Source organism: Marivita sp. S6314 (assembly GCF_023015985.1).
In the GTDB taxonomy this organism is placed as follows: domain Bacteria; phylum Pseudomonadota; class Alphaproteobacteria; order Rhodobacterales; family Rhodobacteraceae; genus Marivita.
The window spans coordinates 801,765-821,810 of record NZ_JALKAO010000001.1; the positions used below are offsets into that span (position 1 = coordinate 801,765).

The following is a 20,046-nucleotide window of genomic DNA, read 5'->3' on the forward strand; positions in this document are numbered from 1 at the left end:
GCCCGTGTCTGCTGACGCCGGTCAGTTCACCTGCAATCCGCTGATTGACGCGCGGATGCGGCTGTCGGTGTCATCGCTGTCACCGGACAAGGCAACACCGACAAGTGCTGCACCACCTCCGCCAAAGGCATTGGCATAATCACGCGCAAGATTGACGTTCTCCCGGGCCGCCCCGGTGCCCGCCCCGCGCAGGACGACGGTCTTGCCACGGTTCCCAAGATACGGGCTGCTGAGCACCGCGCCGCGGTTATGCGCACCGCCCCAGACATAGACCAGCACGCGGGCCGCATCATTGGTCAGCAGTTTGCGCACGCTGGCCCCCTGCAACGCCTTGGCCTGACCTTCGGGCAGGAACACGAAATACAGGGCCAGGTTGCGATCATCGCCACCTTTCTTGCGCAGATCGGTCGCCGGGACCCCTTCGTCCACGCGCCACGACCATTGCGCAGATGTTGCGCCCCAATAGGAGGTATCCAGCGGTCGGTAGGCCAGCGACACCGACCCGTTCGAGGCCACAGTCACCGAATTGCCGTTAAACCCGTATGTGTTCGACGAAAACAGCGAAAACTTCTGTGTCTTCCAGGACCCGTCAAAGGCCACAGGTGCGGCAAGCGCCGGAAGGGTGATCAGGGACAGTGCAAGAGTGGCAAGACAACGAAACATGGAGCGACCTTTCATTCAACGCCCTGTCCTAGCAAGAACCGCCCGTTTGCCGCATCAAACGTTCGCGTGAGCCGGATGTCATCGCGCCGCCAGCTGGCGTGTGGCCTGCCACAGCGCGTCCGGCACGTCGACCGCTTCGCGCGGGGTTTTGCCCTGCCCCGGCATCCGCGCGCCCGCGTCCTGCGCCACCGCCTCTGCCAGCCCGGCAACCATGGCGTGAAAGTCGGGCCGCAGACCGGGATCAATCAGCACGAAACAATGTCCCAGATCATGCGGCGGTCCTTCGGGTGCCTTCAGGGGCTTCACGTCGCGGCTGGCGGTTCCCCCGGCCAGCCCAGCGGCAAGGATTTCGACCATCAGGCCCAATCCCCAACCCTTGTAGCCTCCGACGCTGCACAGCGATCCGGACAACGCCGCTTCGGGGTCGGTGGTGGGGTGGCCGTCCGTATCCACCGCCCAGCCTTCGGGGATCTGCTCTCCGGCGGCCTTGGCCATGGTGATCCGGCCCAGTGCCACGGTTGTGGTGGATTGATCGAACATCATCGCCACACCGCCGGACCCGTCGGGCACCGAAAAGGACATCGGGTTCGTGCCAATCATGCGCGTCTTGCCGCCCGGCGGTGCCACGATGGGGGACGCGTTGGTAAAGCCCAGGCCGATCAGCCCGGCCCGCGCGATGGCTTCTGTGAACCAGCCCAGCGCGGTACAGGTGTGCGCATGACGCACAAAAATGCTGGCCAGCCCGTTTTCGCGCGCCGCATCGATCCCTGTCTGCACTGCGGCGGAAAACGCCGGTTGCGCAAAGCCGTACCCGGCATCCACCTCGACCGCGCCCGACCTTGGCTTCGACACCTCCGGCACCGCCTGACCGGCGACCCGTCCGGTGCGCAATTGCTGGCAATAGCTTTCGAGATAATACAGCCCGCAAATCCGGTTGTCGCGCGCCTCGGCCCAGGCAACGGCGTCGGCCATGATCGCGGCGGTAGTTTCGCTGGCACCATGCGCCATCAGCGCCTGCCGCGTGATCTCCTCGATCTCTGATATCCTGATTTCTGCCATGTCCTGCCCTCCCTCAGCCGGGCCACTTTGCCCACAGCACGCAGCGGGTCAAGCAGAAGACAGCTGGCCGTCCTCCAGTCGCAGCTGCCGATCCATCCGCGCTGCCAGCTCCATATTATGGGTGGCAATCAGCGCCGACAGGCCGGTTTCGCGCACCAGCCGCATCAACGCCGCGAACACCGTGTCAGAGGTCGCAGGGTCCAGATTGCCCGTCGGTTCATCCGCCAGAAGCAGCGCGGGCGCATTGGCCAAGGCCCGGCAGAACGCCACGCGCTGTTGTTCGCCGCCAGACAAGGCGGCGGGTCGGTGATGCCCGCGTGCAGCGATGCCAACGATTTCCAGCAAGTCCTCGGCGCGGCGGCGGGCCGCGGCTTTGTCAACACCTGCGGCAAGCTGCGGCAGGATGATGTTTTCCGTCGCCGTGAACTCTGGCAGCAGGTGATGGAATTGGTAGACAAACCCCACCTGATCGCGGCGCATGATCGTGCGTTTGCGATCCGACTGTCCGGTGACATCCTGCCCCGCGATCTCGACACGCCCGTCGTCCGGCGTGTCAAGCAGTCCGGCAATGTGCAACAGGGTTGACTTGCCCGCACCGGAGGGGGCGACCAACGCGACCACCTCGCCCTTGGCAACGCAGGCATCCACCCCGCGCAGCACGGTGACGGCCCCGGGCGACCCGGCATTGTAGGCCTTGGTGATCCCCGTCAGGCGCAGCGACACGTCATTCATAGCGCAGCGCCTCAACCGGGTTCATGCGTGCCGCACGCCGGGCCGGAAAGATCGTCACGATAAAGCTCAACCCCAGCGACAACGCCACCGCGCTCAGCACGTCTGGCAGGTTCAGTTGCGCAGGCAGCTGGTAGATGCCTCGCACCGCCGGATCCCACACGCCGCCGCCTGCAACGTAGTTCACGAAAGAGAAAATCGGATCGATATAAAGCGCAAACAGGCACCCCAGCACGACCCCCGCCACAGTACCCAGAATACCGGTAAACGCGCCGCAGATGAAAAACACCCGCAGGACAGAGCCTTCGGTCAGCCCCATGGTGCGCAGGATGCCGATATCGCGGCCCTTGTTCTTGACCAGCATGATCAGCCCCGACACGATGTTCATGGCCGCGATCAGGACAAGGATCGACAGGATGATGAACATCACGTTGTCTTCGATCTCAAGCGCGCGCAAAAAGCCGCCGCTGGCGTCCTGCCATGTCCAGACCAGCGCCCTGTCGCCCCCGGCCCGCACGATGGGCAGGACCATGCCCTCGACGCGGTCGGGCGTGTCGACCATCACTTCGATCTCATCCGCCACATCTTCGCGGTTGAAATACAGCTGCGCCTCGGCAAAGGGCATGTAGACACGGGTGCGATCAATGTCATAGCGGCCCGCTGTAAAGACGTAGACCACCTCGTAGGCCTTCACCCGTGGGCTGGTGCCAAAGGCGGTGCGCACCCCATCCGGGGAAATCAGCTTGACCTTGTCCCCCAGCGCAACCCCCAGTTCGCGCGCCACGCCAGAGCCTATGGCGATGCCCTCGGAAAACCGCTCCAGATCGCCCTGCGCCGTCGCGGGATCGGCGATGCGCGGAAGGGTGGCAAGATCGGGCGCGGCGATGCCGAACACCTCGACCCCGGCGTTGCGGCTGTTGGCGGTGGCCATCACCTGCCCTTTGACCAACGGCGCGGCACGGGTCACGCCGGGCACGGCGGCCACGGACTCGGCCAGACTGTCGTAATTGGCAATGGCGCGCGTCACACGGCCGGACTCGCCGCGCTCTGCGGAGTAGTAGACCGTGACATGTGCGTTCGATCCAAGGATCGTGTCGACAAACTCTGCGCGGAATCCTGACCGCACCGCCAATGTGGCAATCAACGCAAAGACGGCCAGCGTGATGCCGATGAGACTGATCCAGGTCATGACACTCACGCCGCCTTCGGCCCGCCGCGCGCGCAGGTAGCGCCACGCGATCATCCATTCGAACGGGGCAAAAGGGGGCGGGGTGTGGGCCATATCGGTCTCGTTTCTGCTCTCAGCGATAAGTGGCGGCTTGCGAACTGCGGGTCAAGCGCAGGTCTGCGTATCAGCGTCAGGGCGCGCGTCAATCAATCGGACGGGGGTGTGGGGCGTTGGCGGTGTGCGGGAAATGGTGCGCCCCATCGTTGCGCGGCGACACAGGACAAAAAAAGAAACGCATCTTTAACGGTATTCTCAGAAATTACTGGCGGGGCTCAAGATTCTTCGTACGAAGAATCTTTTGCAGAACCCGCGCGCCAAGCGCAAAATCCGCGGCAGGCCCGTGCGACGGCTTGTGAAACAAATCCACGCAGGCCATAGACAGGTCATGACCGGACCTCGCTACCCCAAGCTTATCGCCCAGCTGCCCTCTACCGTGCCCTTTGTCGGGCCTGAATTGCAGGAACGCCACCGCGGTGCCCCGTTCCGCGCGCGTCTGGGGGCCAATGAAAGCGTGTTTGGCCCGTCTCCTGACGCCATTGCCGCCATGCAGGATGCGGTGGCTCAATGTTGGCAATATGCCGATCCGTCAAACCATGACCTGATCCAGGCGCTGTCCTCGCGCCATGGCACACGACTCGACAATATCATCGTCGGAGAGGGCATTGACGGGTTGCTTGGATACCTGGTGCGCCTGCTTGTCGCCCCCGGTGATCCGGTTGTGACGTCTGATGGGGCCTATCCCACCTTCAACTACCATGTCGCGGGCTATGGCGGAGTGCTGCACAAGGTGCCGTACCGCGACGACGCGGAAGATCTGGGCGCGCTGATCGAACAGGCGCGGGAGGTCGACGCGAAACTGATCTATTTCGCCAATCCCGACAATCCGATGGGCAGCTGGCACAGCGGAGCCGCCATCGAGGCCGCGCTGGACACCCTGCCCGACGGCACGGTGCTGTTGCTGGACGAGGCTTACATCGAATTTGCCCCGGCCGGCACCGCCCCCCGGATCGATCCCGACGATCCCCGGGTGATCCGGTTCCGCACGTTCTCCAAGGCGTATGGCATGGCCGGGGCGCGTGTCGGATATGGCATCGGAGCCCCGGAGCTGATCAAGAGCTTCGACAAGGTGCGCAATCACTTCGGCATGTCGCGCATCTCTCAGGCAGGGGCGCTGGCCGCCCTGATGGATGACGCCTGGCTTGAAAGCGTTGTTGCGCAAGTGGTGGACGCCCGCGCACGGATCGCGAATATCGCCACGGCACAGGGTCTCCATCCCCTGCCCTCTGCCACCAATTTCGTGACAATCGACTGCGGCCGCGACGGTGCGTTCGCGCGCGCCGTACTGGCTCACCTGGTCGAGGACGGCGTGTTTGTCCGCATGCCATTCGTCGCCCCCGGAGACCGCGCCATCCGGGTCAGCGCAGGTCGGGGTGCCGATCTGGACATCTTTAAAGCCGCGCTTCCCCGCGCGTTGGACAAGGCGCGCGGCTAAGACCGGCCCGACCTTCACGAAAAATTTTGATCTTTGTGGCAAATTCCATCTGACAAACCCGCACTCTGCGCTATTCTGTCGCAGACAACCGCAATGCGTGTCGGAGAAACTGATGGATCAGCGCCATCCAAAACGGGTCGAGGATTACACCACGGCCAATCTGATTTTGATTTTCGTGAACCTGCTTTGGATCTTTGGTGTCATCTGGGCCACGTTGGGCCTCGCCGCCGTGATCCTGACCGGGTGGGGTCTCAATCACCTGATCACGCGGCTGGAACAGTATCGCGCAAGCCGCGAAATCCAATGGTCCAGGTCAGACGCCTGAAATCACCCGCGCCGCCGCAGCCACCCCGCCGGGGCGATGCGCAATATCGAGCGCGCCGAACCCCGCCTCGACCACGCCCAGCACACCCAGGACCATATGCGCATTCACATGCCCCATATGGCCCAAGCGGAAATAGCCATCACTGTTCGGGTCGGCCTCGCTCTCCATCCCCAACCCAATGCCCAAGGTGACCCCAGCGGTTTCAGAACACCACTGACGCAGCTGTGTGCCCAAGGGTTTGCCAATCGACAGGGCCGTCACGGCATTGCTCCGCAAGGCCGGGTCAGGCACCGTCAGCCGCAACGGCCCGTCCTGCCCCCAATGCTCGCACGCCGCCCAGACCGCGCGCGCCAGCGTGGCATGCCGCGCCCAGATCGCGTCCAGACCCTCATCATGGATCATGTCCAACGCGGTGCGCAGACCGTACAAATGATGCGTCGGAGCGGTGCCGCAGAAATACTGGTAGAACATCTCGGGCGCGGCGCGGCGGGTCCAGTCCCAATAGGCGCTGACGATCTTCAGCCGCCGTCGCTGCTCTGCGGCGCGGTCGTTGAAGTACACAAAGCCAAGCCCCGGCGGACACATCAGCCCTTTCTGAGACGCGGTCATCGCCACATCGACACCCCAGGCATCCATCTCGAACCGGTCTACGGCGAGTGCGGCAATGCAATCCGCCATCAACAGCGCCGGATGCCCCAGATCATCCAGGATCGCACGCAGGGGCGCAAATTCGTTGCGGTTCGAACTGGACGTATCCACATGCACCGCCAGCACCGCCTTGTAGCTGTGCGCCCCATCCGCCGCGAGCGCATCGCGGACCCGTTGCAGATCAAACGTGCCGCCCACGTCAAAGCGCAGCACATCCACCTCGATCCCCCGTGATTTCGCCATATCGGCCCAGCGTTCGGCGAAAAACCCGGTCGACAGCACCAGCACTTTTTCGCCCGCCGCCACCGTGTTGGCAAACGCGGCCTCCCACGTGCCGTGACCGTTGCAGATATAGATCGCCACATGACCGTCTGTCCGCGCCACCCGTTTCAGGTCGCGCACAAGGTCCGGCATCATGTCGGGCAGTTCCCCGTCATAGATATTCGGCGACGCACGGTGCATGGACCGCAGCACCGCGTCCGGCACCACGGAGGGTCCGGGAATGGCAAGGTAAGTGCGACCATTGGCAAGCGACATGTGAGACCTCAAGAAACGGAGAAAACCCGGCGGAATACGCAGAGTTCGGGCAACCTAGCCAATTGTGCCGCATCGTCAACAACCCCACAGCGCTTGCCAGCGCGGGCCGCAATCTCTACATCCGCGCCTGACGTGAAAGGGACCGCATGCTGGGACGGCTTTGGACAAAGATCGAAGATGCGGAACGCAAGCTGCGTCGGTCGTTCGGGAAAGACATCACCGACCCCCGTGCGCGGCGCTGGTCGACCTTTCACTACCACGTCTTTGATCATGCGTTCCTGCGCACCTTCTGGACCAATTTCTTTGAAATCGCGCCGGGGGTTTATCGGTCAAATCAACCAACCCACGCGCGGTTTGAAAAATACGCGGCCATGGGGATCAAGACCGTCGTGAACCTGCGCGGCGAAGACAAATACGCCCATTACCTGTTTGAAAAGGAAACCTGCGACGCGCTTGGCCTGACCCTGTTGAATGCCAAGCTGCAGGCGCGCAGCGCGGTCAGCCGCAAGAAGATCGTTCATGTGATCGACACGTTAAGACAGGCAGAAAAGCCCTTTGTTTTCCACTGTAAATCCGGGGCCGACCGCGCCGGGTTCGTGGCCGCGCTGTACCTGATGATCTTTGAAGGTCAGCCCGTCACCGAGGCGCGCAAGATGTTGTCGCTCAAATACATCCACCTCGATTTTACCGCGACCGGGGTGCAGGACTACATCCTTGATGTCTACGAGGCCCGCATCACTCGGTCCCCGATCGGGTTCGAAGACTGGATCCGCACCGAATATGACGGCAAAGCCATTCAGGCCGGGTTCGACGCCAAAATCCCGGCGGACAAGCTGACGCTGACGCCTGCGCTGGTGTCATGACCGACGCCGCGATCAATCCAAGGGGCCTGCTCCTCTGGGTCTGGCGCGGCTATCTGGCCAAGCATTGGCGGCTTTTGATGGTGGCCATGGTCTTCATGGCGCTCGAAGGCGGCATGTTCGGCGCGCTCAGCTACATGATGAAACCGATGTTCGACCGGGTGTTTGTGGGTGGAGACGCCGATGCAATTGTCTGGGTCGGTCTGATCTTCTTTGGCATCTTCATCGTGCGGGCGCTGGCTAGCATCGTGCAAAAGGTGATGCTGACGCATATTTCGCAGCTATCGGTGGCCGATATCCGGCAGGATTTGCTGGCCCATCTCATGGTGCTCGACACCCAGTATCACCAATCCCATTCGCCCGGATACCTGATGCAGCGGGTTGAAGGGGACGTGGATGCCATCAGCAAGGTGTGGCGCACGATCATCACCGGGGCGGGGCGCGATGTGATTGCGCTGATCTCGCTCTTTGCGGTTGCCATTTCGGTCGACTGGCGCTGGACGCTGGTGGCGCTGATCGGTGCGCCGCTGCTGGTGGCCCCGTCGATGATCCTGCAGCGCTACGTGCGCAAGAAGGCCCGCCGCGCCCGCGATGTGGCGGCCAAGCTGTCGGTGCGGTTGAACGAGGCCTTTCACGGCATCATCCCGGTTAAGCTGAATGCGCTGGAAACCTACCAGTCCGAACGCTACCGCGTGCTGACCGAAGAGCGCGTCAAGGTGGAAACCCGCACCGCGCTGGGTCAGGCGACCATCCCCGGCATGATCGACATCATGGCCGGCCTGGGCTTCATGGGGGTGCTGTTTTACGGTGGCAATGAAATCCTGTCGGGCGACAAGACCGTTGGCGATTTCATGGCGTTTTTCACCGCCATCGGGTTGGCCTTTGAGCCGTTGCGGCGGCTTGGCAATGTTTTCGGTGTCTGGCAGGTCGCCGCCGCCGGGATCGAACGCATCCGCCAGATCCTCGACACCACACCCGAGATGCGCAGCCCGGCGCAGCCGGTCTCGCCGCCCTCGGGCGTGCCTGATATCGCATTTGAAGACATTGCGCTAAGCTACGGTGACACAAGCGTTTTGCACGGATGCAGCTTTTCAGCAGAGGCCGGTCAGACAACCGCGCTTGTCGGGCCATCCGGCGCTGGAAAATCAACTATTTTCAACGTCCTGACGCGCCTTGTTGATCCATCCTCCGGGTCGGTCCGGATCGGCGGCGTGCCGGTGGCCGACATGGACCTTGGTGCGTTGCGAGGGCTGTTTTCCGTGGTGTCCCAAGAGGCGCTGCTGTTCGACGACACGGTGCGCGAAAACATCCTTTTGGGCCAACGCGATGTGCCCGAGGCCGATCTGAAGAACGCGCTGGAAGCTGCGCATGTAACTGACTTTTTGCCACAACTCTCTGACGGTCTTGATACGCCCGTGGGTCCCCGGGGATCAGCCCTGTCAGGAGGCCAACGGCAACGCGTGGCCATCGCCCGTGCCCTGCTGCGCAACCGTCCGATCCTGCTGCTGGACGAAGCGACATCGGCGCTCGACACCGGGTCCGAGGCCAAGGTTCAGGCCGCACTTGACGAGCTGTCCAAGGGACGGACAACGCTGGTTATTGCGCATCGCCTGTCAACGATCCGCGATGCACACAAGATCGTCGTGATGGATCAGGGCCGCGTCATCGAACAGGGGTCACATGATGCGCTGATCGAAAACGCGGGCACGTACGCTGCGCTGCACCAGATGCAGGTGCGCAGCTAAACCCCCAACGCGGCTTGCGTGGCCTTGTCCCACCCCAGATAGAGCGTGCCGTCGTGATCAATCAGCGGTCGCTTCATCAGCTTCGGGTGCGTCACCAGCAAATCCCGTGGGTCTTTGGCACGTTCGGCGTCGTCCAGCCCCCGCCATGTTGTCGACCGGGTGTTCAGCAGTTTCTCACCGAATTGCGCCAGCGCCGCATCCAGTGTCTGAGCCGGCACCGGCGTGACCGACACATCCACCAGCGTGACATTTGGCAACGCCTTCAACGCCTTGCGGCAGGTGTCACAGGTTTTAAGCCCATAGAGGATCATGAGGCGGTTCCTTGCTCTTGCCGGTGCAGCCCGCCGGGACGTTGGAATTTCCTGTCCCAGCCCTTGTCTTCGCCGCTTTCCGGCCAATGTCTTTACTGTGACAGCACGTTGCACAGCACGGCGCCTGTCGCAAGTGAACTGGACCCGCAAGGGTCAAGACGTGACGATAAGAGGAGACACGGACCCATGCCCAACGGCACCGTGAAATGGTTCAACACCACAAAAGGCTATGGCTTCATTTCGCCCGACGACGGCGGCAAGGATGTGTTTGTCCACATCTCGGCCGTGCAGCAGTCCGGTCTGGAAGGTCTGACCGACAACCAGAAAGTCAGCTTCGAAATGACCGAAGGCCGCGATGGCCGCATGATGGCCTCCAACATCGAAATGGCCTAGGCTCACTGGCTTTGCAGCTTGGTTGCCTCCTTGCGCGCAAGTTTGATCAGGTCCGACACAAACGGTTTGTCCGTATCCACCGTTCGCGTGGCCGCATAAAGGCGGCGCGTGATGCCGGTTTCGGTCAGCGGTCGCGTGACATAGTCCGAGCTGTACTTGACCTCGCGCACCACCCAGTCGGGCAACACGGCCACGCCCCGGTTTGATGCAACCAAGAGCAGGATGACGGCCGTCAATTCGACCTGCCGTACCGAGGCCGGTTCCACCTTGGCCGGTGTCAGAAGCTGGCTGAACACATCCAGCCGCGACCGTTCCACCGGGTAGGTGATCAATGTCTGCCCGCGAAAATCCTCGGCCTCGACATAGGGCTTTTCCGCCAACGGATGGGACGCGGACGCGACGAATACCGCCTTGTAATCAAAGAGTTCCGTGAAGGTGACCCCCGGTATCTCTTCGGGATCGGACGACACGACCAGATCAACCTCTTCTTTCTGCAACGCCGGCAAGGCGTCGAATGCCAGCCCCGGACGGATATCCACATCCACATCCGGCCAGCTCTTACGAAACGCCTCCAGCACCGGAAACAGCCATTCGAAACAGGCATGGCATTCAATGGCGATATGCATCCGCCCTGATGACCCGTCGCGCAGCCCCTCGAATTCCTCGACCAGCGCCTCGACCTGCGGCAAGACCTGATTGGCCAACCGCAGCAACCGCATCCCGGCCGCCGACAGTTTCATCGGCTTGGAGCGCCGCACGAACAGTTCCACCCCGGCCTGATCCTCCAGCGCCTTGATCTGGTGGCTGAGCGCCGATTGCGTAATGTTCAACTGATCTGCAGCCCGGGCCACCCCGCCACATTCATAGATGGCCTTGACCGTGCGCAGGTGACGAAACTCGATGTGCATTATCAACCATCTTCATGTTAGTGATTAGATTTATGAGTTAGTCTCACATTGGAGGCTGTGCGACAAGTCCCCGAACTTAGTTGGGACAGCATCATGACCACACCGGCCATTTCGTTCGAATTCTTTCCTCCACAAAACCTCGAAGCTTCTTTCCGGCTTTGGGACACGGTGCAGGTTCTGGCACCGTTGAGCCCCCGGTTCGTGTCCGTCACCTACGGTGCAGGCGGAACGACCCGCGATCTGACACGCGAGGCCGTGGCGACGCTGCACAAATCCTCCGGCCTCAAAGTGGCCACGCATCTGACCTGCGTGAACGCAACCCGTGACGAAACCCTGGGCATCGCCAAGGGTTTTGCCGAAGCGGGCGTGACCGACATTGTCGCCCTGCGCGGCGATCCCCCCAAAGGCTCTGACGGGTTTCAGCCGCATCCCGACGGCTTTGGCTCAAGCGTCGACCTGATCGCGGCGCTGAACGACACCAGCGATTTCACCATTCGCGTCGGTGCCTACCCCGACACCCACCCCGAAGCCTCGGACCCGGCGGCGGATGTTGCCTATCTCAAGCGCAAGTTCGATGCGGGCGCGTCCGAAGCACTGACGCAGTTCTTTTTCGAGGCCGACACCTTCTTCCGCTTCCGCGATGCCTGCGAAAAGGCCGGGATCGACAAACCAATCACCCCCGGAATCCTGCCCATCGAGAACTGGAAAGGCGCGGTTCGCTTTGCCAAGCGTTGCGGCACCCATATTCCGTCCTGGGTTGTGGATGCGTTTGAAAAGGCCGAACGGGACGGGCGCGAAGATCTGCTGGCCACCGCGATCTGCACCGAACTGTGCTCGGACCTTCTGGATGGCGGCGTGGACGCCCTGCACTTCTACACCCTGAATCGGCCGGAACTGACCCGCGAAGTCTGCCATGCGCTTGGCGTAGATCCAAAGGTCGATCTGAAAAACGTCGCCTAAGGCGTGACACCGCCCAGCGCTGTGGTCAATTGCGCGGCTGTCGATTTCACAACATCGGCAAGGTCTTCGACACGATCATCCGGAATCCGCGCTGAGGGTCCCGAGATCGACACACCGGCAACCGGTTCGCCGTGCATGTCGAACACAGGCGCCGCGATGCAACGCATTCCGTCGTTCTTTTCCTCCGCATCCAGCGCATAGCCGCGCACCCGCGTTGCGTGCAGATCAGCGGCCAGCGCCTCAAGCGTGGCAAGCGTCTGGTCGGTAAAGGCGGGCAGCTTGTGCTGACGCACGATCGCCGCCACGTCCTTGTCCGACATCTGCGCCAGCAAAGCCTTGCCAATCCCGGACGCATGCATCGGCGACATCGCCCCCGGAGGGAAAAACGCCCGGATATTGTGGTGCGTCTCGACCTGGCTGAGAAACAGAACCTGACCGTCCCTCGTGATGCCCAGATTGGCGGTTTCCTCTGTTTGCTGCATCAGCGTGCGCAAGAACGGACGCGCCCGTTCGACAAGCGAGGTCCGCCGCAGGAACTGGGATCCGACGTGAAACGCCCCTGCCCCGATGTGCCAGGTCTGGGTGGCAGGATCGAAATCCACCATCCCGCGCGCCTCGAACGTATACAGCACCCGGTAGACCGTCGCAGGCGATTGTTTCAGGTCTTCTGCCAGTTCCGTCAGCGTCGCGCCGCCATGGGTGCTGAGCCGTTCCAGGATCACCAGCGCCCGATCCAGCGACTTGATCTTGTTCTGTTCGCTGGTGTCGCCCCAGGCGCGGGGGCGTCCCCGCGCGCGGCGTTCCGGTGTGGCATCTGCGGTCATAATTGTCTCGATACAAAAAACACTTTTACTATTTGAAAAATTCCGAGTTGATATGCAACCCGGAACGCACCATTCGTGAATTTCGGTAAGGACGGGTCCGATGCGCATACTCATTAACGGATTTGGACGAATTGGCCGGGTGATCCTGCGCCAGATCCTCACCAATCCGGCCCATGCCGATATCGAGGTTGTGGCCATCAATGACCTCGCCGCCCCCGAAACCTGCGCCTACCTGTTCAAATATGACAGCGTCTTTGGCCCCCTGCCCGGCGGTGCTGACTATCGTGACGGAGCGCTTGTTGCCGCGGGGCGCAGCATCCCGCTGCTGACCGGTGTGGCCCTGGCTGACCTGCCACTTGATGGTGTGGACCTTGTTCTGGATTGCACAGGCGCGCTCAAACAGCGCGCAACAGCCGAGGCCGCCCTGACCGCCGGGGCCCGTGCCGTGCTGATCTCTGGCCCGTCCGACATCGCCGATGTGACGGTTGTGCTTGGCGCAAACGAGGATCAGATCGGCGCGTCGACCATCGTCTCGAACGCCTCCTGCACAACAAACGCCGTCGCGCCGTTGCTGCGCGCGCTTGATGATCGCTTTGGGCTGGTGCAGGGCCATATGACCACCGTGCATTGCTACACCGGCAGCCAGCCCATGGTGGACGCCCCGCGCGGACCGGATCTTGCGCGCAACCGCGCCGGGGCGGTCAGCATGGTGCCCACCACCACAAGTGCGGCCCGTCTGGTGGACCGCGTGCTGCCGCATCTGGCCGGCCGCGTCACCGGTGCCGCGATCCGGGTGCCCGCGATCAGCGTCTCTGCCGTTGACCTGATCGTCCGGCTGGACCAGCCGCCAAGCGACGCCGCCGACGCGCTGCGCAACATCGCCGACGCCAACCCGGTGATCGGGCTGGTCGAAGACCCCTGCGTGTCCGTCGACCTGCGCGCCCGGACCGAGTCATTGGTGATCGCGCCTGCCGAAACGCTCGTCACCGGGGACCAGATCCGCATCTTTGGCTGGTATGACAACGAATGGGGGTTCTCTGCACGGATGCTCGATGTCGCCCGAATGATGCACAAACGCGCCGATTGATCCGCGATTTCTTGCCAGATTGCCCGAATTGACCTCTAATGTGCGGGAAACAACAGGCGAAAACGCCGCCAGAGGCCATCGGAGCAGAAGATGGGCGCACAAACAGAGACCCGCATCCGCGACGGCGTTGCACATGTCGTGCTCGACGCAGGCCCGACGGCACGCCTGACCGCATCTGTCCTGTCCGCCCTGCAAGACGCGCTTTCCAAGCTCGAAACAGACGAAACGATCGACCTTGTTGTGCTCAGCGGCACCGCAAGCGGGTTTCCATCCGGCATCACCACGCCCAGCGGTGGGGGCGATGACCGCAGCAACCTGCTGGCCGATGTTTGCCTGACAATCGAAACCCATCCCAAACCCGTTATGGCTGTTCTGACCGGCGCAGTCGTGGGCGGCGGGGCCGAACTTGCGCTGGCCGCACATTACCGGCTGGCCCACAACGCGGCCCGCATCGGGTTCCCGAACGCCCGCTTGGGTCAGGTGCCAAACGCCGGTGCAACACAGCGACTGCCCCGCCTCGCCGGCGCGGGTGTCGCGCTTGATCTGCTGCTTGGCGGGCAATTGCTGCCGCTTACCTCGGACAGACTCAGCCCGCTGGTGGATCAGATCTTCGACGGCACAATCGACCACGCCATCCGCCAGTTCGTCGCGCCACTCGACGGGCACCCCGCCAAACTGCGCCCGACGGCCAACCTGCGCAGCGGGTTTTCTGACACCGCGGCGTTCCAGGCGGCCATCGCCAAGGCGCGCAAGGATCCGGCCACATCCTCGGAAGTGGCGCATCAGAAAATCATCGCGGCGGTCGAAGCCTCCATCGTTCTGCCAATGGCGGCAGGCCTCGCATTCGAAGAGGCCGCCGCCGAAGATTGTGCCGAAACCGATCAGGCCCGCGCACTGGCTCACCTGTTTCATGCCGAACAAGCCGTCGCAGCCACAACCCGGCGCGCCGACCTTCCCCCGCTCGACACGGTAGGTGTGCTGGGCGGCGGTCCCCACGCAACCCAGATCGTCATGACCGCCCTGACAAGCGGGCTCAGGGTCAACTGGCTGATCCGCAACCCGGACCAGCAGCGCGACAGCGTCGGATATCTGCAAGCGCTCTTGCAGGACGCCGTGGTCCATGGCCGCTTCAGCCCCGACCGCGCCAAAACCTATCAATCCGCGCTGCGCTACGGGGCGGCACCGGACACATTGGCCGGATCAGACATCATCCTGCGCGCCGCGCGGGGTCAGCGTGGCCTCGACCTGCCTGCAGAGGTTCCCGTGGCGCATTGCCTGCCCGGCACCGACCCGCGCGTGCTGCTGAACTTCGCGTTCCCGGTGATCACGGCGCCCTTGGCCGAAATCGGCTTTGGCCCCGACAGCACCGACACCGACCAACGCACAACACTGGCGTTAATGCAGCGCATGTCCAAACTGGCGTCTGTCCAGAAAACGGATGGCCCGGTTCTGTCAGAGCGTTTGAAATCCGTCTTGTGGCGCGCAGCGGACGCGTTGGTTGACCTTGGCCAATCCCCCTATTTCATCGACGCCGCACTGCGCGACTGGGGCATGGCCCATCCGCCCTTCGAACTGGCCGATCTGTCAGGACTGGCCGTCGTCGCCCGTCAGGATCGCGCGCCCGGCTGTAAGAACTGGTCAGCGCGCCTGGTCGAGGCTGGCCGCGACGGCAAACCCTCTCATCTGGGGGTCTACCAGTATGACGACGCGGGCCTCGCCAGCCCGGACCCCGATGTCACCCAGATTCTCAACACCGCACGCGCGCCGCAGTCGGATATGCCGCCTGCGGTGATCATTCGTCTGATCATCGGGGCGCTGGCCAATGAAGGTGCCAAGATGCTGCGCGATCAGATGGTGACCCGCGCGGGCGATATCGATACAGTGTCTGTCTTCACACGGCTTGTTCCGCGCAGCTGTGGCGGCGTCATGCATGCGGCGGGGATCGACGGGTTGTTGCAAACCGTACAGGCGATGGACGCGCTTGATCATCCCGACACACCGCTCTGGACGCCCGACCCGGTGTTCCGCGAGCTCATCAAATACGGTCGGCGCTTTGATGACCTGTGACCCTCAGCCCAGAAAGATCCCAAGGATCACCATCATCAGCCCCAGCACCGACACGAACAGAGAGCCAAGGTTGATCGGCATCACCGCCTGAACAGCCGCGCGCAGCTCATCATCGCTCAGCCCGGCTTTGCGCACCCGTGCCACGCGCACGATGGAATAGACGAGGCCACACAGACCCAGCAGCGACACCGCTGCACCGGACCAGATCAGAATGTCCATGTCGGGCTCCTTTACGCCATTTTCCCTGCGGCGGCGGTAATTCATCGCCCGTGGCATGACAAGCCCTTGAAGGCCCGCGCGCCCATCGCTACGACATCGCGGACAGACAACAGGAGCCCCGATATGGACGACAGCGCAATCGAAGCCAACTACCGCGTGACCGCAGACGAACTGCGCCAGTTCATCGAACGCATCGAACGTCTTGACGCCGAAAAGAAAGACATCGCCGAGCAGCAGAAAGAGGTGATGGCCGAGGCCAAGGGTCGGGGCTATGACACCAAGGTCATGCGCAAGGTGATCGCGCTGCGCAAGCGCGAACCCGATGACATCGCAGAAGAAGAAGCGGTGCTTGACATGTACAAGGAAGCGCTTGGCATGCAGTAACCGTCAGGGGGTGATCAGCGTCACCCCCGGCATCCGGCCAATGTCAAAGACGTCGTCTTCGTATTCGTCGGTCAGGTCCTGCACCATGGTGTCATCCCATCCCGGCACATCCAGTTCGTGTTCGACCTTGGCCGCGTCCGCATATTTATCAAGAAACGCCACCATGACCCGGCGGATCTGCACCTCGGTCAGGTCCGGCCGGTCCGCCAGATAGGCGCGGAACCGGGTCATGCCTTCCTTGGTCATGATATCCGCCAGCCGCGAATACGCCCCGATCAACGGATGCGTCGGCGTCACTCCGACAATCTCGCGCACCACTTCGCCCCAGATCAGCGGGCTGTCCTCGTCACACCAGACCGTCACCGGCACATCCGGCACCGCGTCCTTGATCCGGGCAATCAGACCCGACCAGCGAAGATCCAGCGGATCCATCCCGTTCAGCAGATGCGCCATATCCTCATGCGGCGTCGCGTTTAACAAGGCAGGCAAAAGCGTTGCCGGGTTGCGAATGGCAATAAAAACCTCAACCGCATCGCCCGAAAACAGCGCCCGGCAGGTCTGCAACCGCTGCTCGGCCTTGCGATACACCACCCCACCCTGAAACGCGATCTTCGGCACGGAGAACAGGTTCTCATGGGACAGGATCAAACGATCCACGTTTCCGCTGTCCTCGTCCAGAATGCTGTCGAGCAGCACATCCCGCGCCCCCGGCGACGGCGCACCGCCCCCCAACGCGTTCAGCATCTCGGAGATCAGCCGGCGATACTTCCCCGGCCCGGGAATCGCTGTCCCCAACGGGCGCACCCCATCACGGTTGCGCAGCAACGTCTTGAACAGCCGATCACTGTCGGTCGCATGAACACCTGTGTGAAGGACAACCTGCATGGGTTTTCGTTTTTCTTGCTGTCTGCGCGCCACTATACGCGCGCAGGCGGCGAAGAAAACCGCGATTGCGGGCGCTGCAAAATTTCCCGAAAAAATCGCAAGATTGCCTCTTGCACAGACGATCAAGTGAAAGTAATCACCCGCGCAGTGCCCCTATAGCTCAGCTGGTAGAGCAACTGATTTGTAATCAGTAGGTCCGCGGTTCGAGTCCGTGTGGGGGCACCACTTCACTCACAGCTCCGAACCACGCCACCACTTGCGGCGACGTTCCTCTCCACGCCGTGCTGACACGACTACTCAGAGGCGCACCGGCCTGATGCCATGATGTCCTGAACGCGCGAACCGGCATTGATCCGGGCGGTTCCTTTGCCATCCGTGTAGACGCGAAAGCTCATTGAGACGTAGTAGCTTTGGCCACGGCTGTCCCTTTCTTGGCTTCTGGTCACATATGTCAGGAAATTGTGGGATTTGGTGATGCTGGTGATCGGTTGCGCTTTGTACCAGCCGTTCGAAAAACCGCGCTGGATGAGGTTGCGTCGCGGGTCGATCAGCACTTTTTCGCCGGTCCACGATTTGCCGATTTTGCTCGACGCGCCGCGCCAGCTGCTGAAGTCACAGATCATTTGTTGGGCCCCCGCTTGCGAGGCAAGGCTTGCAATAAGGGCGGCAGCAAAGAGTTTTTTCATAAGACGATTTCCTTTGCCGGTCAAAAACTTCTGGTCCGCCCTAGAAGCACAAATCCGATGGGCGCGATTGCGGCAGGTCTTTGTCAAATTCAGGAAAAGACCCTCAAAACGTGCAGTGGCTGGCCGAAATTCTCCTTTCGCATGCAAAGGTCTTTGCGATAGATCGTTTCGCGTCCATGATCACGGTATGCCCGATCCAAAGGAGTGACTGCCATGTTCCGATCCATTTCCATTGCTCTTGTCCTGTCCACAACCGCGTTTCCGGGGCTGTCCCAGCAAACCGCCGACACGGTTGCCCCCGAAGCAGAGGCCGACGCGGTGTCCGCCTTCGATGGGATCTCGCCCGAGCTGCAAGCCTCGCTGGCGGCCAAGCAGGACGGCGTTCCCGCCGAAGCGCAGACCTGGATGATTGCTGCGGCCAATCCGTGGGCGGTTCAGGCCGGGGCCCGCGTGTTGCAAAACGGCGGCACGGCAGCGGATGCGATGGTGGCGGTTCAGGCGACGCTTGGGTTGGTTGAGCCGCAATCCTCGGGTCTGGGCGGCGGGGCCTTTCTTGTCTGGTACGACGCCGCAACCGGTGCGGTCACAACGCTGGACGGGCGCGAAACCGCGCCGCTGGCCGCGACACCGACACTGTTCCAGGACGCGGCGGGTGAACCGCTCAAGTTCTTCGATGCGGTTGTCGGCGGGCGGTCTGTCGGCACACCGGGCACACCGCGCCTGATGGAAACTGCGCACCGCATGTGGGGCCGGGCCAACTGGGGCAGCCTGTTTGACGACGCGATTGCCCTGGCCGAAGACGGGTTTCCCGTCTCCCCCCGACTGGCCGCGCTGGTTGAAGGAGATGCAGACCGCCTGAAACGGTTCCCTGACACAGCGGGCTATTTCTTTCCCAACGATGTCCCTGTGCAAGTTGGCGACCTGCTGATCAACGAGGCCTATGCCGACACGCTGCGCCAGATCGCGGCGGACGGAAGCGCTGCGTTTTACACCGGGGCCATTGCCGAAGACATCGTGTCTGCGGTGCGGACCGCATCGGGCAATCCCGGCGTTTTGTCCACCACCGACCTTGCGCTTTACCGGGTGATTGAACGCCCGGCGGTCTGTGTGCCCTACCGCAACCATGACGTCTGCGGGATGGGTCCGCCCTCCTCGGGGGCGCTGACCATCGGGCAGATCCTTGGCACGCTGGAGCCCTTCGCGCTGGCCGACCGGGACCCGATGGATCCGGACACGCGACGCCTGATCGGCGATGCCTCGCGCCTCGCCTTTGCGGATCGCGGTCGCTACATGGCCGACAGCGATTACGTCCCCGTTCCAACCAAGGGTCTGGTGGCCCCGGATTACCTCAAGACACGGTCGGACCTGCTCAACGGTGACACCGCCCTGGAAGAGGTCGCCCCCGGTGAGCCGGAGTTCGATCACGCGCTGATCTGGGCCGATGACGACAGCATCGAACTGCCCTCCACCTCTCACATCTCGATAGTCGATGCAGAGGGCAACGCGCTCTCGATGACCACCACCATCGAAAACGGGTTTGGCTCCCGCCTGTTTGTCCGGGGATTCCTGCTGAACAACGAATTGACGGATTTCTCATTCAGAACGCATCGCAACGGTGTGCCGATTGCCAACCGTCTTGAGCCGGGCAAGCGTCCGCGTTCCTCGATGGCCCCCACCATTGTGCTCAAGGATGACGCGCCGGTTCTGGTGATCGGAAGTCCCGGCGGCAGCCGGATCATCGGCTATGTCGCACAATCCATCATCGCGCATCTGGATTGGGGGATGGACATCCAACAGGCGGTCTCGGCCCCGCATCTGCTGAACCGGTTCGGCACCTACGATCTGGAAGAAGGCACCGACGCGGAAACACTGGCTGAACCGCTCGAAGCGCTGGGGTTCAAGGTCAACACCCGCGCGCTGACATCGGGTCTGCATGCCATCGCGGTAGGCGACACGCTGCGCGGTGGGGCCGATCCCCGGCGTGAAGGTATTGCTTTCGGGAAATGACGTCTCTGGCGGGGCACCCCGCCAAAGAC

The 20,046-nt window shown here is 62.5% G+C and carries 22 protein-coding genes and 1 tRNA gene; 12 read left to right on the forward strand and 11 right to left on the reverse strand.

Features of this window, described 5'->3' with window-relative positions:
- Window positions 1–21: 21 nt before the first annotated feature.
- The 4 genes from MWU54_RS04025 to MWU54_RS04040 form a co-directional block, all read right to left on the reverse strand.
- Complete coding sequence (locus MWU54_RS04025) at window positions 22–663, reverse strand: DUF3047 domain-containing protein (RefSeq protein ID WP_247080924.1); 642 nt, start codon at window positions 661–663, stop codon at window positions 22–24.
- A 78-nt stretch (window positions 664–741) separates the two neighbouring features.
- Complete coding sequence (locus MWU54_RS04030; protein ID WP_247080925.1) at window positions 742–1,722, reverse strand: Ldh family oxidoreductase; 981 nt, start codon at window positions 1,720–1,722, stop codon at window positions 742–744.
- A 48-nt stretch (window positions 1,723–1,770) separates the two neighbouring features.
- Window positions 1,771–2,454, reverse strand: a complete 684-nt coding sequence (locus MWU54_RS04035) for an ABC transporter ATP-binding protein (RefSeq protein ID WP_247080926.1) — start codon at window positions 2,452–2,454, stop codon at window positions 1,771–1,773.
- Complete coding sequence (locus MWU54_RS04040) at window positions 2,447–3,733, reverse strand: lipoprotein-releasing ABC transporter permease subunit (RefSeq protein WP_247080927.1); 1,287 nt, start codon at window positions 3,731–3,733, stop codon at window positions 2,447–2,449. The genes MWU54_RS04035 and MWU54_RS04040 overlap by 8 nt, the downstream gene beginning before the upstream one ends.
- 331 nt (window positions 3,734–4,064) lie before the next feature.
- On the opposite strand from MWU54_RS04040, the gene MWU54_RS04045 reads away from it, so the two are divergent.
- Together MWU54_RS04045 and MWU54_RS04050 are read left to right on the forward strand one after the other, a co-directional pair.
- Entirely contained in the window at window positions 4,065–5,171 is a 1,107-nt protein-coding gene (locus MWU54_RS04045; protein ID WP_247080929.1) for a pyridoxal phosphate-dependent aminotransferase, read from the forward strand.
- 112 nt (window positions 5,172–5,283) lie between these two features.
- Entirely contained in the window at window positions 5,284–5,496 is a 213-nt protein-coding gene (locus tag MWU54_RS04050) for a histidinol phosphate aminotransferase (RefSeq protein WP_247080930.1), read from the forward strand.
- On the opposite strand, the gene MWU54_RS04055 is transcribed toward MWU54_RS04050, so the two are convergent.
- Window positions 5,485–6,681 carry an aminotransferase class V-fold PLP-dependent enzyme gene (locus MWU54_RS04055; RefSeq protein ID WP_247080931.1) on the reverse strand — a complete coding sequence of 399 codons (1,197 nt, stop codon included), beginning with the start codon at window positions 6,679–6,681 and terminating at the stop codon, window positions 5,485–5,487. The genes MWU54_RS04050 and MWU54_RS04055 overlap by 12 nt on opposite strands.
- A gap of 146 nt (window positions 6,682–6,827) precedes the next feature.
- Here MWU54_RS04055 and MWU54_RS04060 point away from each other — a divergent pair, with 146 nt between their 5' ends.
- Both MWU54_RS04060 and MWU54_RS04065 read left to right on the forward strand, forming a co-directional pair.
- Window positions 6,828–7,544 (forward strand): tyrosine-protein phosphatase, encoded by a 717-nt coding sequence (locus MWU54_RS04060; RefSeq protein WP_247080932.1) that lies wholly within the window; start codon window positions 6,828–6,830, stop codon window positions 7,542–7,544.
- Window positions 7,541–9,286, forward strand: coding sequence for an ABC transporter ATP-binding protein (locus MWU54_RS04065; RefSeq protein ID WP_247080933.1), 1,746 nt, complete (start codon window positions 7,541–7,543; stop codon window positions 9,284–9,286). Before MWU54_RS04060 ends, MWU54_RS04065 begins: the two co-directional genes overlap by 4 nt.
- Here the strand turns inward: MWU54_RS04065 and MWU54_RS04070 are convergent.
- On the reverse strand, window positions 9,283–9,597 hold the full coding sequence (locus MWU54_RS04070; protein WP_247080934.1) for an ArsC/Spx/MgsR family protein: 315 nt from the start codon (window positions 9,595–9,597) through the stop codon (window positions 9,283–9,285). The genes MWU54_RS04065 and MWU54_RS04070 overlap by 4 nt on opposite strands.
- Window positions 9,598–9,783: 186 nt before the next feature.
- On the opposite strand from MWU54_RS04070, the gene MWU54_RS04075 reads away from it, so the two are divergent.
- Complete coding sequence (locus MWU54_RS04075; protein ID WP_247080935.1) at window positions 9,784–9,990, forward strand: cold-shock protein; 207 nt, start codon at window positions 9,784–9,786, stop codon at window positions 9,988–9,990.
- 2 nt (window positions 9,991–9,992) lie between these two features.
- Here the strand turns inward: MWU54_RS04075 and MWU54_RS04080 are convergent, their stop codons facing one another.
- Window positions 9,993–10,898 (reverse strand): LysR family transcriptional regulator, encoded by a 906-nt coding sequence (locus tag MWU54_RS04080; protein WP_247080937.1) that lies wholly within the window; start codon window positions 10,896–10,898, stop codon window positions 9,993–9,995.
- Window positions 10,899–10,991: 93 nt separating this feature from the next.
- Between MWU54_RS04080 and metF the strand changes: the two genes are divergently transcribed.
- The gene (gene metF / locus MWU54_RS04085) at window positions 10,992–11,858 is read left to right on the forward strand and encodes a methylenetetrahydrofolate reductase [NAD(P)H] (RefSeq protein WP_247080938.1); all 867 of its coding nucleotides are present in this window, start codon (window positions 10,992–10,994) and stop codon (window positions 11,856–11,858) included.
- On the opposite strand, the gene bhcR is transcribed toward metF, so the two are convergent.
- Window positions 11,855–12,682 carry an HTH-type transcriptional regulator BhcR gene (bhcR, locus tag MWU54_RS04090; RefSeq protein WP_247080939.1) on the reverse strand — a complete coding sequence of 276 codons (828 nt, stop codon included), beginning with the start codon at window positions 12,680–12,682 and terminating at the stop codon, window positions 11,855–11,857. The genes metF and bhcR overlap by 4 nt on opposite strands.
- A gap of 100 nt (window positions 12,683–12,782) precedes the next feature.
- Between bhcR and MWU54_RS04095 the strand changes: the two genes are divergently transcribed.
- Together MWU54_RS04095 and MWU54_RS04100 are read left to right on the forward strand one after the other, a co-directional pair.
- Window positions 12,783–13,769, forward strand: a complete 987-nt coding sequence (locus MWU54_RS04095) for a glyceraldehyde 3-phosphate dehydrogenase NAD-binding domain-containing protein (RefSeq protein WP_247080940.1) — start codon at window positions 12,783–12,785, stop codon at window positions 13,767–13,769.
- A gap of 90 nt (window positions 13,770–13,859) precedes the next feature.
- Entirely contained in the window at window positions 13,860–15,836 is a 1,977-nt protein-coding gene (locus tag MWU54_RS04100; RefSeq protein ID WP_247080941.1) for an enoyl-CoA hydratase/isomerase family protein, read from the forward strand.
- Window positions 15,837–15,839: 3 nt separating this feature from the next.
- Here MWU54_RS04100 and MWU54_RS04105 read toward each other — a convergent pair whose 3' ends face one another.
- Window positions 15,840–16,055: a hypothetical protein gene (locus tag MWU54_RS04105; RefSeq protein WP_247080942.1), complete on the reverse strand. Its 216-nt coding sequence runs from the start codon at window positions 16,053–16,055 to the stop codon at window positions 15,840–15,842.
- A 123-nt stretch (window positions 16,056–16,178) separates the two neighbouring features.
- On the opposite strand from MWU54_RS04105, the gene MWU54_RS04110 reads away from it, so the two are divergent.
- Window positions 16,179–16,439, forward strand: coding sequence for a DUF2312 domain-containing protein (locus tag MWU54_RS04110; RefSeq protein WP_247080943.1), 261 nt, complete (start codon window positions 16,179–16,181; stop codon window positions 16,437–16,439).
- Window positions 16,440–16,442: 3 nt separating this feature from the next.
- Here the strand turns inward: MWU54_RS04110 and MWU54_RS04115 are convergent, their stop codons facing one another.
- Window positions 16,443–17,324 carry a hypothetical protein gene (locus tag MWU54_RS04115; RefSeq protein ID WP_247080945.1) on the reverse strand — a complete coding sequence of 294 codons (882 nt, stop codon included), beginning with the start codon at window positions 17,322–17,324 and terminating at the stop codon, window positions 16,443–16,445.
- Here MWU54_RS04115 and MWU54_RS18695 point away from each other — a divergent pair.
- Window positions 17,323–17,454, forward strand: a complete 132-nt coding sequence (locus tag MWU54_RS18695) for a hypothetical protein (protein ID WP_281495945.1) — start codon at window positions 17,323–17,325, stop codon at window positions 17,452–17,454. The two genes, MWU54_RS04115 and MWU54_RS18695, sit on opposite strands and share 2 nt — an antisense overlap.
- Window positions 17,455–17,473: 19 nt before the next feature.
- Window positions 17,474–17,549 (forward strand) — tRNA-Thr (locus tag MWU54_RS04120).
- Window positions 17,550–17,617: 68 nt separating this feature from the next.
- On the opposite strand, the gene MWU54_RS04125 is transcribed toward MWU54_RS04120, so the two are convergent.
- Window positions 17,618–18,034 carry a hypothetical protein gene (locus tag MWU54_RS04125; RefSeq protein ID WP_247080946.1) on the reverse strand — a complete coding sequence of 139 codons (417 nt, stop codon included), beginning with the start codon at window positions 18,032–18,034 and terminating at the stop codon, window positions 17,618–17,620.
- Window positions 18,035–18,223: 189 nt separating this feature from the next.
- On the opposite strand from MWU54_RS04125, the gene ggt reads away from it, so the two are divergent.
- The gene (ggt, locus tag MWU54_RS04130; protein WP_247080947.1) at window positions 18,224–20,017 is read left to right on the forward strand and encodes a gamma-glutamyltransferase; all 1,794 of its coding nucleotides are present in this window, start codon (window positions 18,224–18,226) and stop codon (window positions 20,015–20,017) included.
- Window positions 20,018–20,046 lie beyond the last annotated feature (29 nt).